This is a genomic window from Streptomyces sp. NP160, from assembly GCF_006335115.1.
Lineage (GTDB): Bacteria > Actinomycetota > Actinomycetes > Actinomycetales > Quadrisphaeraceae > Quadrisphaera.
This window is the reverse complement of record NZ_VDMJ01000047.1, coordinates 1-11897: the sequence shown is the minus strand read 5'-3', so window position 1 is coordinate 11897 and position 11897 is coordinate 1. Positions and strand designations below refer to the sequence as shown.

Annotated in this window: 11 protein-coding genes; 2 read left to right on the top strand and 9 right to left on the bottom strand. The window is 74.3% G+C overall.

Annotated features, from left to right (window positions below):
* Window positions 1-273 precede the first annotated feature (273 nt).
* Window positions 274-1257, bottom strand: a complete 984-nt coding sequence (locus tag FHN55_RS20365) for a DUF389 domain-containing protein (protein WP_139714239.1) — start codon at window positions 1255-1257, stop codon at window positions 274-276.
* A 428-nt stretch (window positions 1258-1685) separates the two neighbouring features.
* On the opposite strand from FHN55_RS20365, the gene FHN55_RS20360 reads away from it, so the two are divergent.
* Window positions 1686-3611 carry an APC family permease gene (locus FHN55_RS20360; RefSeq protein WP_139714244.1) on the top strand — a complete coding sequence of 642 codons (1926 nt, stop codon included), beginning with the start codon at window positions 1686-1688 and terminating at the stop codon, window positions 3609-3611.
* Between the two features lie 215 nt (window positions 3612-3826).
* On the opposite strand, the gene FHN55_RS20355 is transcribed toward FHN55_RS20360, so the two are convergent.
* The 7 genes from FHN55_RS20355 to FHN55_RS20325 all read right to left on the bottom strand — a co-directional run bounded on the left by FHN55_RS20355 (window position 3827) and on the right by FHN55_RS20325 (window position 10324).
* Complete coding sequence (locus FHN55_RS20355; protein WP_257571160.1) at window positions 3827-5005, bottom strand: epoxide hydrolase family protein; 1179 nt, start codon at window positions 5003-5005, stop codon at window positions 3827-3829.
* 98 nt (window positions 5006-5103) lie between these two features.
* A complete protein-coding gene (locus FHN55_RS20350) occupies window positions 5104-5649 on the bottom strand; it encodes a type II toxin-antitoxin system VapC family toxin (protein ID WP_139714238.1) in 546 nt (181 codons plus the stop codon).
* A gap of 558 nt (window positions 5650-6207) precedes the next feature.
* Entirely contained in the window at window positions 6208-7098 is an 891-nt protein-coding gene (locus FHN55_RS20345; RefSeq protein WP_139714237.1) for an NAD(P)H-hydrate dehydratase, read from the bottom strand.
* Complete coding sequence (locus FHN55_RS20340; protein WP_218974867.1) at window positions 7085-7858, bottom strand: histidine phosphatase family protein; 774 nt, start codon at window positions 7856-7858, stop codon at window positions 7085-7087. The genes FHN55_RS20345 and FHN55_RS20340 overlap by 14 nt, the downstream gene beginning before the upstream one ends.
* Window positions 7859-8022: 164 nt before the next feature.
* Complete coding sequence (locus tag FHN55_RS20335) at window positions 8023-8967, bottom strand: DNA-3-methyladenine glycosylase (RefSeq protein WP_218974866.1); 945 nt, start codon at window positions 8965-8967, stop codon at window positions 8023-8025.
* 7 nt (window positions 8968-8974) lie between these two features.
* Complete coding sequence (locus FHN55_RS20330; RefSeq protein ID WP_139714236.1) at window positions 8975-9442, bottom strand: DUF6958 family protein; 468 nt, start codon at window positions 9440-9442, stop codon at window positions 8975-8977.
* A 219-nt stretch (window positions 9443-9661) separates the two neighbouring features.
* A complete protein-coding gene (locus FHN55_RS20325; RefSeq protein WP_139714235.1) occupies window positions 9662-10324 on the bottom strand; it encodes a GAP family protein in 663 nt (220 codons plus the stop codon).
* A gap of 65 nt (window positions 10325-10389) precedes the next feature.
* Between FHN55_RS20325 and FHN55_RS20320 the strand changes: the two genes are divergently transcribed.
* Window positions 10390-10983, top strand: a complete 594-nt coding sequence (locus tag FHN55_RS20320; protein WP_139714234.1) for a TetR/AcrR family transcriptional regulator — start codon at window positions 10390-10392, stop codon at window positions 10981-10983.
* A 119-nt stretch (window positions 10984-11102) separates the two neighbouring features.
* Here the strand turns inward: FHN55_RS20320 and FHN55_RS20315 are convergent, their stop codons facing one another.
* A complete protein-coding gene (locus FHN55_RS20315) occupies window positions 11103-11870 on the bottom strand; it encodes a TetR/AcrR family transcriptional regulator C-terminal domain-containing protein (RefSeq protein ID WP_218974865.1) in 768 nt (255 codons plus the stop codon).
* Window positions 11871-11897 lie beyond the last annotated feature (27 nt).

Below are 11897 nucleotides of genomic sequence, written 5' to 3'. Positions count from 1 at the left end.
ACCTCGCCGAGGCGCTGCTGGTGCCGCTGCGAGCGGACTGCGTGCAGCTGCTGGCGCCCCGGTCATCCCCGTCGGCGCAGTGAGCCGCGCGGCGCCGCGCGCCGATCGACCGCGCCGGCGCGAGCCCGCCGCGACCGGCGCCGCTCGAGGTCTCGGTGAGCCGACACTGCCGGATCCCCCGATGGAGGCCGGTCAACGGACGAGCACGGGCCCGACAAGGCTGCTGGGCGCCGTCGGTCGCAGGAGGGATCGCTGACCGGGCACTGGGCAGCGTTAGCGGCGGTTCTCCTGGCTCGCCGAGGGGTGGGTGACGCTTCGCCAGAGGCTGTGCTGGAGCCACAGGGTGGCGATGCCGGCGATCAGGATGCCCAGGAGGTTCAGCAGCAGCTGCTCGATGGAGGTCCAGGCCTGATCCAGCAACGACAACCGCTCTGCTTGGGTCCCGGCCGCGGCGGCGTAGGTCGCGGCGACGGCGGCGTTGCCGGCCGCGGGGATGGTGGTCACTGAGACCAGCACTCCCACCACCGCTCCCGACTTCGCTGAGGTCAGCGCCAGCATCCCGGCGATGCCGGCGAGGAAGGCGACCACGAAGGACAGGGCGTCGGGGTTGTAGATGAAGCCGGTCTGGGGGCGGTCGCGGGTGAGCATGTCGGCGTCGATGAGCCCGAGGCCGGTGAGCAGCCAGGTGGAGGCGACCGTGGCCAGGATCCCGACGGCGAAGCCGACGGCCAGGGCGAGGGCGCAGCGGCGCAGCTGCTGGGGTCGTCGGAGCACGACTGCAGCGCAGATCCCGGCCAGCGCGCCGTACTCCGGTCCGACGATCATCGCGCCGATGACGAGGATCGCTGAGTCGGTCAGCACCGCCAGGCCGGCCAGGACGCTCGCGACGGCGAAGAAGGTCAGGTAGCTGACGGAGAGCGTGGACTCCTCGCGGGTGCGGGCGGTGAGGTCCTCCCAGACCAGGGCGTCGCTGGCGTGACCGGGAGCTGCCCGTTCAGCGGTCTCCGCTGCCGTGGACAGGGACAGGTCGACGTCCTCGATGGCGATGGAGCCGCGCTCGGGCACCCCCAGCTCGCGCAGGCGGTCCAGGACGGCGTCGGCACCTTCACGAGCGACGTCGAGCAGGATGACGTCGCCCGCGGGTCGTCGAGCCGCCCCGGGCACGACGGCGATGTTGCTGCACGTGGCGTCGTCCTCGACGGCAGCGATCACTGCTGGGCTGAGGGACGCGGGAGCGATGATCCGCAGGTGCAGCACCCAGCGACCGTAGGCGAACCGGTGCACCGTCGGGAGCCGACGGGGATCCCCGGTGTGGACGCCGGTGCCCGCCGCCGACCTCCGGTCACGACGAGGGTCAGCCTCTGGGCCGGAGCGGGTCGCCTTCGCAGCGACCTCTGACGGGCCGCGGTGCCGTTCGCCCGCGCGGAGGTCATCGCTCAGCTTCCCGCCGCGCCCACTGCAGGCTCGCGGTCGGACGAGCGCCCGCGTCGGGCGGAGCCGGGGTGCGCTGCACAGGAGCGCCGCCCGGTGGTGCGCGGATGCAGGGGGCGCAGACTGGCTCCAGCAGCCAGTGGACTGCGGCGCATGACACGCTGCCCGCTCGCCGCGCTCCGACGACGAAGGATGCCGTGAGCACCACCGACGACTACGCGATCCCCGCCAGCGTCCACAGCGCCACCAGACCCATGGGCCCTCCCAGTGTCCTGAAGCGGTGGTTGCTGGCCGACCAGGTCGCTCCCGAGGGCCCGCAGAGCGCTGGGAGCCACGCCACCCCGCACGCCTGGTGGAAGGTCATGTGCCTGACCGGGGTGGACTACTTCTCCACGCTGTCGTACCTGCCGGGGATCGCCGCGCTGGCCGCAGGCGCCCTGTCGCCGCTGGCGACGCTGTTCATCGTGGTGCTCACGCTGGCCGGGATGCTGCCCATGTACCGGCGCGTGGCCCGGGAGAGCCCCCACGGCCAGGGCTCCGTCGCGATGCTGGAGCGCCTGCTGCCCTTCTGGCGCGGCAAGATCTTCGTCCTCGTGCTGCTCGGCTTCGTCGCCACCTCCTGGATCATCACGATCACGCTGTCCTCGGCCGATGCATCGGTGCACGCCCTGGAGAACCCCTACGCCCCGCAGTTCCTCGAGGGCCACGCCGTCGGGCTCACGGTCGCGCTGCTGCTCGTGCTCGGCGGGGTGTTCCTGCTCGGCTTCAGCGAGGCCGTCGTCGTCGCCATCCCCCTGGTCGCCGTCTTCCTCGCCCTCAACGCCGTCGTCGTCATCGCCGGTGTGGCGCAGGTGGTGGCCCGGCCAGAGGCGCTGAGCGCGTGGACGTCGGCGCTGACCGCAGGCGGTGGCGGGGTCGGGGACGTGCTCGGCCCCGCCCTGCTCGCCTTCCCGCTGCTGGTGCTGGGCCTGTCGGGTTTCGAGACGGGAGTCTCGATGATGCCGCTGGTGGCCGCCCCTGGCCGCACTCCGGCGGAGCGCCTGGCCGCACGGGTGCGCAACACGCGCAAGCTGCTGACCGCCGCTGCCCTGATCATGAGTGTCTACCTGATCGCGACGAGCTTCCTGACCACCGTGCTGATCCCTGCCCCCGCGTTCGAGGACGGCGGGCAGGCCAGTGGACGCGCGATGGCCTACCTGGCCCACGACCTGCTGGGCAACGCCTTCGGCACCGCCTACGACGTTTCGAGCATCCTCATCCTGTGGTTCGCCGGAGCCTCGGCGATGGCAGGGCTGATCAACATCGTGCCCCGGTACCTGCCCTCCTACGGCATGGCACCCGAGTGGGGCCGCGCCGTGCGCCCGGTGGTGCTCGTCTACACCGCGCTGTGCGTCATCATCACGATCGGGTTCGACGCCGACGTCAACGCCCAGGCCGGCGCCTACGCCACCGGCATCCTCGCCATGATGGTCTCCGGCGCCCTCGCCGTGTCGATCTCCGCCGCGCGTCGGCGCCAGCCCAAGGCAGCAGCCGCCTTCACCGTGCTCACCCTCGTCCTCCTCTACGCCCTGGTGGAGAACGTCATCGAGATGCCCGACGGGATCGTCATCGCCGCGTTCTTCATCCTCGGGATCATCGTCGTCTCGCTGGTGTCCCGGGTGGCTCGCACCACCGAGCTGCGCGCCGACCGGATCACCTTCGACGAGGCCGCTCGGCGCTTCATCACCGAGTCCTTGGCCGCTGACGGCGCACTGAACCTCATCGCCAACCGCCGCCAGGCCGGTGACCCAGCGGAGTACGAGGACAAGGAGAGGGCTCAGCGGTCGCTCAACCCGCTGCCCGGCAGCGCGGATGTCCTCTTCCTCGAGATCGACGTGGTCGACCCTTCCGCCTTCAGCGGCACCCTGGAGGTCAGGGGCGTTCAGGTGGATGGTCACAGGGTCCTGAGGGCGAACAGCGCCGCCGCACCCAACGCCCTCGCCGCGATCCTGTTGGCGCTGCGGGACGCCACCGGGGTGCAGCCGCACGCCCACTTCGCCTGGTCTGAGGGCAACCCCCTCGGGCACCTCCTGCGCTACCTGCTCCTGGGCCGCGGTGACACCGCCCCCGTCGTCCGGGAGATCCTGCGCGAGAACGAACCAGACCCCCACCGCCGGCCCTACATCCACGTGGGGGGCTGATCTCGTCCGGTCAGCGGCACGGTGGTGGTCGACTGCCGGAACGCCCCCGGGTTGGTGAGGACCACGGGTGGTCCGCGGCGCGGTCATCTCGGCCCTCCCCCCCCGTCGCGTGCAGGCCCGCTGCAGGGGCGCTCGAGGAGGGGCCACGAACTCTGGTGCCCCCGGCACGCAGCGCCCGCGACGGGTCCCGCCCCCGTCAGCGCGCCGCTGAGGCTCTACTGCTGGGAGGTGGCCTCGGCCAGGTGCACGGCTTCCTGCACACCGGCCGCGTACACCTGCGGTTGCTCCCACGCGGCGAAGTGGCCTCCTGCTCCTCCATCGTGCCATGACCGGACGTCGAAGATCCGCCGGGCGAAGTCCTCGGGGGCGTTGACCAGGTCGTGGGGGAAGACGGTGAACACCGCCGGCGGCCTGACCCGCGACGGCATCGGGCCACCGGTGGCGTAGGGCGTGAAGGAGGTGCCGATGCAGGCGCTGACCCAGTAGGCGGTCACCCACGTCAGCAGGTCCTCGCGTGGGAAGACCGCCTCGACGTCGCCGCCGCAGTCACTCCAGCTCCGCAGCTTCTCCAACAGCCAGGCCAGCAGGCCCGCCGGGGAGTCTCCGAGCCCCACCGCCAGGGTGTGGGGCTTGGTGCGCTGCTGGTGCATGTAGGCGCCCTCGCGGGTCTGCCAGTCGTGGCCGTGGGCGAGGTAGGCCTGCTCAGCCGCGCTCGGATCCTCCGGTGGCTGGACGAGGAAGTGGTACTGGGAGACGTCGCTCAGGTGCAGCGCGGCGACCCGGTCGGGGTGCAGGTCAGCGAGGTGCTCGGCGACGTCGGAGCCGACGTCCCCGGCCGAGACGACGTAGCGGTCATATCGGAGGTCGACCATCACCTCGGCCACCGCGGCAGCCATCTGCCGCGCTGACATCCCGGCACCGGGCACCGGTGCGGCGAAGGGGAAGCCGGGCAGGGCGGGGACCACGACGTGGTGGCGCTCCAGCAGCGGCAAGACCTTCTCGAAGCGCAGCACCGAGTCCGGCCAGCCGTGCAGCAGCACGACCGCCGTGGCCGCGGGGGAGGCGGCGCGCTGGTGCACCGCCCTCACGGGCGTGGGCACGGCCGCGGTGGTGCCGCCGGGCCCCCCGCGGGTGCGGGTCTGGCTGAGGTGCCAGGGCCAGGAGCGGATGCGCTGCTCGTGTGCGCGCCAGTCGTACACCTCGGCCCAGTAGCGCACCAGCTCAAGCAGGAACTCAGGGTCGGTGCCGCGGTCCCATCGGGCTCGCGGCGGTGACTCTGGCAGTGGGACGCGACGGTAGTTCAGCAGTCGATGACGCAGGTCCTGCAGGACCTCCTCGGCGACCGGGGCTGGGACCGCTGGCAGGAGCCCAGAGGCGGGCGGTGGCGTCCTCACGGGGTGATCCTCGCGCAAGGCGCCCCTCGGCGGCCGCCTCGGGAGGCTAGGTGGTGGACTGGGTGCTACCAGTTCCCTACGCGTCAGGCTGGTGCGGATCAGTGCTCGTCGGCGGGCGCAAGGGCAAGCCGCTTGTGGAAGCAGATCGTGGTCGGGTCCGCGGCGAAGTAGCCGTAGCACTCAACCGCCTCGTAGCCCGCCCTGCGGTACACCGCCAGCGCCTCCGGCTGCTCGGTGCCAGCGTGTCGCTGAAGAGCCCGTCGGGTCGGCCACACGCTGACGACTCTTACCGGGGCACGGTCAGCGGATCGCGACGACGCGGACGTCGAAGGACTCAGCTCAGTCCAGCCAAGACCGGTTCGCCGTGAAGGTGGGACTGGACAGGCTCGGCGCCAGCGCCTGGCAGACGCGGTCGGCCAGGCTGAGGCCGGACCATGCCGGTTGAACGAGGCAGCACGGCGAGCATCGAGGCGCCCGAAGGGAGTGACGGTGATGCTCAGGGCCAGGAGACCGGCGACGATCTCTGGCGCCACACCCTTGCGGCGCGCCTTCTGCAGCACCTCGGCGTAGTTGACGTCGCTGATCGTCGCGTCGTCAGCGGTAGCCGCCGCAGCGACCACCGTCCGGCCGAGCTCACGGTTCATCAGGCGAGCAGCGCGGACGCATCGAGCACGAGCACGAGGGTCGCTCCTCAAGAGCGAGGCTCGTCAGCCGCAGCTGCTTCCCGTCGTCGCTCACTGATCAGCTCTGCGCTGAGGTCTTGAGCGTCGATCCGGCCGAACTCCCGCCAGCACGACTCCAGAGCGGTACGTCGACGCGGGTCCCACCCACGCAGGCGTCCTCCGTCGCACTCGCCTCGCTCATGCTCACCACGCTAGCTCGGCACGGCCCGCTGACGGTCGTCAGCGGCACGCTGACCGGAGCTGGATCGCCAGCGAGACGGACCGGACGAGACCCATCGAGGCGTCACCCGAGATGCGGCGCGAGTGGTCACACGATGGTCACAGACGCAGGACGACGGCACGAGACGAGCCGGGACTGGGCGGACGTCCGTGAGACATCAGCCCTGCTCAGCGGACTGAGCGGCACCAGACGAAGCTGGGCCGCACGCCTCGGGCCCGTCTTTTAATCCGCGGGTTGTGGGTTCGAGCCCCACGGGGCCCACCGTCTGACCAGCGTCGAACGCCGCCGGGCGGCGGCCCTCACGCCTCGATCTCGGTGAGCACGTGCGGCACCTCCGCGCCCAGCTCGCGGGCCAGGAACCCCAGGCGCCCGACGCTCGCCGCGAGGCGGTCTCCGGCCCGGCTGTGCAGGTGCACCCCCCACACCGCCGCCTGCGCCGGGCTGGCGCCCCGGGCCGCGAGCCCGGTGACCAGGCCCGCCTGCACGTCCCCGCTGCCGGAGGCGCCCAGGCCCGCGCCCCCGGCCTGGTCGACCCACAGGCGGCCCTCGGCGTCGGAGATCCACGACTCCTCCCCGCCCGCGGCGACGACGACGCCCTCGCTGGTGGCCAGCTCGCGGACGTGGTCCGCCGGGTCGGCCGTGACCGCGTCCCGCTCGACGCCCAGGGTGAGCGCGAGCTCAGTGGGGTTCGGGGTCAGCAGCGCCCGCGCGCCGGTGCGGCGCAGCGCGCCGCGCGAGCCGCCCACCCAGGCGTGCGCCGCGGCGTCCAGCACGAGCACCCCCACGTCGCCGAGGCGCGGCACCACGCGCTCGCACAGCTCCCTGGCGACGTCCACGTCACGGATGCCGGGGCCCACCAGGACCGCCGCCGCGCCGCTCGCGGTGGAGACGACCTCGTCGGCCGCGTCCGGGTCGACGTCGCCGCCGGGGCCCTGCGGCAGCCCGACGACGAGGGCCTCCGGCAGCGCCACCGCCAGCACGGGGGCGACGGAGGCCGCCGTGACGACCTGCAGCTTTCCGGCGCCCGAGCGCAGCGCGGCCTCCGCGGCCAGCAGCACCGCCCCGGGCGTCTGGTCGCTGCCGCCGACGATGACGACCCGCCCGCGCGCGTCCTTGCCGCCACCGGCGGCCGGCAGGGGCCACTCGCGCAGGACGGCGGAGGTGATCGTGGTGACCTCAGTGGGGGACATCGGCGCCGGGCTCCTCGGTGACGGCCGCCGTCGAGGCCTCGACGGCGGCGGTGTCGGCGTAGCGGACCAGGCGGACGCCGTCCGGCCCCGCCGCGTAGCGGGTCAGGGCGCAGTTGGGCTGCGGGTCGTCGTGGTCGATGCGGACCGCCTCTTCCGGGTCGAGCCCCTCCAGCACGATGCGGAAGGCCATGACGACGGCCTGGTGGGTCACGAGCAGGAGGCGCTCCCCGTCGTGCCGGGGCAGTGCCGTGGCGACGACGCTGCGCACCCGGCCGACGACGTCCGCCCAGCTCTCCCCGCCCGGCGGGCGGTACCAGACCTTGCCCAGGCGCCGGCGGCGCTCGGCCTCCTCGGGGTGGCGGGCGAGGATGCCGTGGCCGGTCAGCCCGTCGAGGACGCCGAGGTCGCGCTCGCGCAGCCGCTCGTCCCCCGTGACCGGCACGTCGAGCCCCCCGGCGGCCAGCGCGGTTGCGAGCGTCTCGCGCGCGCGGCGGTAGGGGGAGACCAGGACGCGCGTGGGGCGCTCGGCCTCCGGCAGGCCCGCGAGCCAGCGGCCCACGGCACCCGCCTGGTCGCGCCCGCGGGCGCTCAGCGGCACCTGGGCGTCGGGGGTGTCGAGGTCCAGCGCCTCCGCACCAGCGGCCCAGGCCGCCTCGCTCGCGAGGTTGCCTTCGCTCTCGCCGTGGCGGAGCAGCCAGAGGGCGGCGGGGAACGGGTCCCCCGGGCGGACCGCCGGCTCGGCAGGCACTGCAGGCAGCACCTTCGCGACGCTATCCGCGGCCGAGCGAGGGTGCCCGGTGACCTTCTGCCCGCGGACGGGCGCGCAGGCCGACCCGACTCGTCGGTCGTCGTCGCCCACGAGCGGGCACCGGGGACCTTCCCACCGCAGCGCCTGCTGCACGCGCGCCGGCTCGGTGGAGGGGGCTAGGCGCGGGGCCGCCGCGGGGCGCGACGCGGGAGCGACTCGATCCCCAGGGCGTAGAGGAGCCGGGCGACGCGGTGGCGGTGGGGACGCCAGGGCTGCAGGTGCTCGACCATCTCGGCGTCGTCGAAGGGGCGGCCGGCCAGCACCTGCCCGGTGATGGCCGCCAGGTGGAAGTCGCCCACGGACACCGCGTCGGCGTCCCCCAGCGCTCGCTGGCGCACCTCGGCGGCCGTCCACGCACCGACCCCCTGCAAGGTCCGCAGCGCCGCGTCCACCTGCTCGCCGCTCCGCCCGGCCAGCCGCTCCAGGGCGGGCTGCACACGGGCAGCGGCCTGGACGGTGGCCGCCCGCCGGACGTCGACCCCGGCGCGGCGCCAGGCGGCCTGGTCCAGACCCGCCCACGCCCGGGCGGAGGGGAAGACCCGCATGCCGGGAGGTGCTGGGCCGGGAGTGGGCGCACCGAGGTCGGTCACGAGCCGGGTCCAGGCGGCGTTGGCGTCGGTGCCCTCGACCCGCTGGCTCAGCACCGCACCGACCAGCGCTTCGAAGACGTCACCGGTGCGCGCCAGGCGCAGCCCCGGGAAGCGGTGGTGCGCCGCGGCCAGGACGGGGTGGCGCGGCTCGAAGCCGGTCGGGTCGTCCTCACCTCCGAGAAGCGCCGGGGCCGCCGCCACCGCCGGCTCGGCGCCGGGCCCCCACGCTCGGCAGGTCAGGACGCGTCCGTGCTGGTGCAGGGCCAGGGTGGCGGGCCCGGCGGCGGTGTTCAGCGTGCGCCAGACGACGCCGTCCGGGCTGGTCTGGTGGGTGGGGTCGCGGCGGCCGTGCTGCAGGCGGCTCAGCGTCAGCGCCAGGTCGGTGGGGCGGGTCGGCTCCCACACCAGCTGGGCCGCGGGCTCAGCGGGCGACGGCGGGGGTGGCGCTGGACCGTCCCCAGGCCGGCTCACCAGCAGCTCATGGCCGGGGCGCCAGCGCCACCCGCTTGGCGCCGCGGCCGGGGAGGCGCCTCACCAGGCCGCGGGCCTCCAGGTCGACCTTGGTGAACGTGCAGCAGTTGCGCAGCCGGCCCTTCGGGAACAGCTCGTGCTCGCCGAGCTCGGCCTGGGTGAGGGCGACGAGGTCCTTCAGGAGGATCCCTTCGGGGCCGGCCTCGTCCAGGGCGGTGAGGATGACCTCGCGCAGAGCGGCGTACTGGCGGGCGTCCATGGTCCAGCCGTCCAGACCACCGGGGCGTCCGGCGTTGAACACCGCGACCCGGCCCCGTGCGCGGGCCTGCTCGTCGGCGGCCCAGGCGCTGGGCGGCACCAGGCCGCGGGCGACGTCGTCGTCCCAGGAGTCGTGGGCTGCTGCAGCCTCGGTCTGGGCGCCGGAGCCGGCACCCGCCCCGTCGTCGCCCACCGCTGCTCCAGCGCGGCGGGTCATGCACGTCTCCCGGTGCCGCGGCGAGGAGCCTCGGTGGTCATGGACGCTGAGCATGGCGCTCGAGGTGGTCCACGGCGAGCGCGACGCCGTCCTCCACGCGGATCCGGGTGCCGAGGCCCGCGCCAGGACGACGTCCTCACGGGACCTCCTCACGGCCGGGGCACGGACCTGCCGCTCGGTCGACCACGGCCGGGTCCGCCCGAGGAGCGGTCACGACGGTCACCACGACCACGCGAGGACGACGACGGCCACCCCCAGGCCGGCGAGGGCGAGGGCGGTGGGGACGCTGCGGGGGACCTCGCGGGCGGAGCCGAAGCGGTCGTAGAAGCGCTGCAGGCGGTCGCGCACGCGCTGACCGAGGGTCAGTCCGGCGACCAGCAGCACCAGGCACGGCAGGCAGTAGACGGCGGCGTACCCGGCCAGCACCGCCACGCCGGTGCCGACGGGCACCTGCGCGGCGACCAGCCGTTCGACGGCGATCAGGTAGGGGAAGGCGTTGGGCAGGTCAGCGCCGGTCACCAGCACGCCCAGGGGCGCCGCGGTCCACGGGCCGACCCAGCCCGGCAGCGTGACCGCCGCACGCCGTCGGGTGCGGAGCCGACGCACGGCGACGACGAGCAGGACGGCGCCCGCCAGGGTCAGCGCGGCTCGCCGGACCCAGAGCGCGCCGCCGTCGAGGGCGCCGGCGGCGGCGCCGGCACCGAGGAACAGCGCGCACCCCAGCGCCAGGACCACGGCGTAGGCGCCGGCCACGAAGGCGGAGGCGGTCGCGGCCGGACGGCGCAGAGGGGCCAGCAGCAGCGCCACCCCGCCGATCGTGGCGGGGTTGAGGGCGTCCAGGAGGGCGAGACCGGTGATGCCTGCCAGCAGCGTCCCGGACACCGGCCACCTCCACGGCTCGTCGCCATCTCACCTGAGACTTGAGAGTCTCATACTACGGTGAGGGGGTGGCCGTCTCGCAGGAGGAGCTGCTGGACCGGGTCGCTGGGCTCCTGGCGGCGCGCCCGGCAGCGTCGATGGAGGAGCTGGCCCAGGCCGGCGGAGTGAGCCGGGCGACGCTGTTCCGCCGGTACAGCAGCCGCGAGGAGCTCGTCTCGGCGCTGTGCCACCGCGCGGTGGAGCGGTTCGTCACGGCGACCGACTTCCTGGACGGTGAGGGCGTCTCCGCCCGCTCGACCGCGACGACGACGTCGGACGCGGACTCGACACCAGACGGGGCGGAGGTGCGGCTGCGCCTGCTCGTGCAGCACCTGGCCCCGCTCGGGGCGCTGTACGGGGTGCTGAGCACCCAGCCCCTGCAGGAGCTGCTCGAGGTGGACCTGCTGGCCAGCGCGCAGCGCGGAGAGCAGCGCATCCGCGACCTGGTGCGCCGCGGCCAGCGAGAGGGCGCCTTCCGGATCGACGTCGACCCGGACTGGGTGCTCACGGCGCTGACCTGGCTGCTGGTGGGGGCCTCTGACGGCGTGCGGCTGGGGCGGCTGGCGCCCGCGCGCACCGGTGAGCTGGTCCTGGACGCGTTGGAGCGCCTGCTGCGGCCGTGACCCGGCACCCGCCCCCACCGCCGGCCTGCCAGGACTGGGTGGCGCCGACCCTCGCCGCGCGGCCCGGCAGGGGAGCCGCTCGCTCCGACGAGGGGCTCGGTCGCCTGGCGCTGCAGCGGTCAGGCGCGAGGGTGCAGGTGCTCGTCCAGACCGTCCAGCAGCACGTCCAGACCCTTGTCGAGCTCGCGCGCCCCGTCGAAGTCGGCCAGGGCGCTGGCCAGTGACCGCAGCCTGGGGAACTCCTTGAGCGGCAGCCGGTGGAGCCCCAGGCGCAGCAGGTCGTCGCTCTCCTCGGGGTCGGCGACCAGCTCCTGCAGCTCGTTGAGCACGTGCCCGTGCAGGAACCCGAAGAAGATTCGGTAGACGTGCAGCGCGTCGACGGGGTCGAACCCCGCACCCACGAGCAGCTCCAGGAGCTGCTCGAGGGGCCGCAGCGTGCCGAGCGGGCGCAGCCCCAGCGGCGTGGACAGCGGGCGCGTCACCAGCAGCGGCACCACGTGGGGGTGGCGCAGGGCCAGCCGCCGGAAGGCGTGCGCCGTGGCGCGCAGCTGATCCCGCCAGTCCTCAGGACCGTCATGACCGCCAGCGCCGGCGGCGGGGACCTCGAGCTGGGCCAGCACGAGCTCGACCACGCCGTCCAGCAGCGCGTCCCGGTTGGCCGCGTAGCGGTACAGGGCCATGGGGTCGCGGTGCAGGCGCTGCCCCAGGCGGCGCATCGTCAGGGCGTCGAGCCCCTCGGCGTCGACCAGGTCCAGCGCGGCTGACAGCACCACCTGGCGGCTCAGCGCCGTGCGCTCCTGAGCGGGACGCCGGCGGTCTGCGCGCCGCGGGGACGCGGGCCCTTCCTCGTGCTCGGGCACGGTGGCCCCAGAGCTGGCAGCTGCCACGAACGCCCCTCACCTCAGTCGGCTCGA

Coding starts and splice junctions, on each gene's coding strand:
- FHN55_RS20350 (WP_139714238.1), bottom strand. CDS start 5,649: ATGAACCGTGAGCTCGGCCGGACGGTGGTCGCTGCGGCGGCTACCGCT.
- FHN55_RS20345 (WP_139714237.1), bottom strand. CDS start 7,098: ATGTCCCCCACTGAGGTCACCACGATCACCTCCGCCGTCCTGCGCGAG.
- FHN55_RS20360 (WP_139714244.1), top strand. CDS start 1,686: ATGGGCCCTCCCAGTGTCCTGAAGCGGTGGTTGCTGGCCGACCAGGTC.
- FHN55_RS20330 (WP_139714236.1), bottom strand. CDS start 9,442: ATGACCCGCCGCGCTGGAGCAGCGGTGGGCGACGACGGGGCGGGTGCC.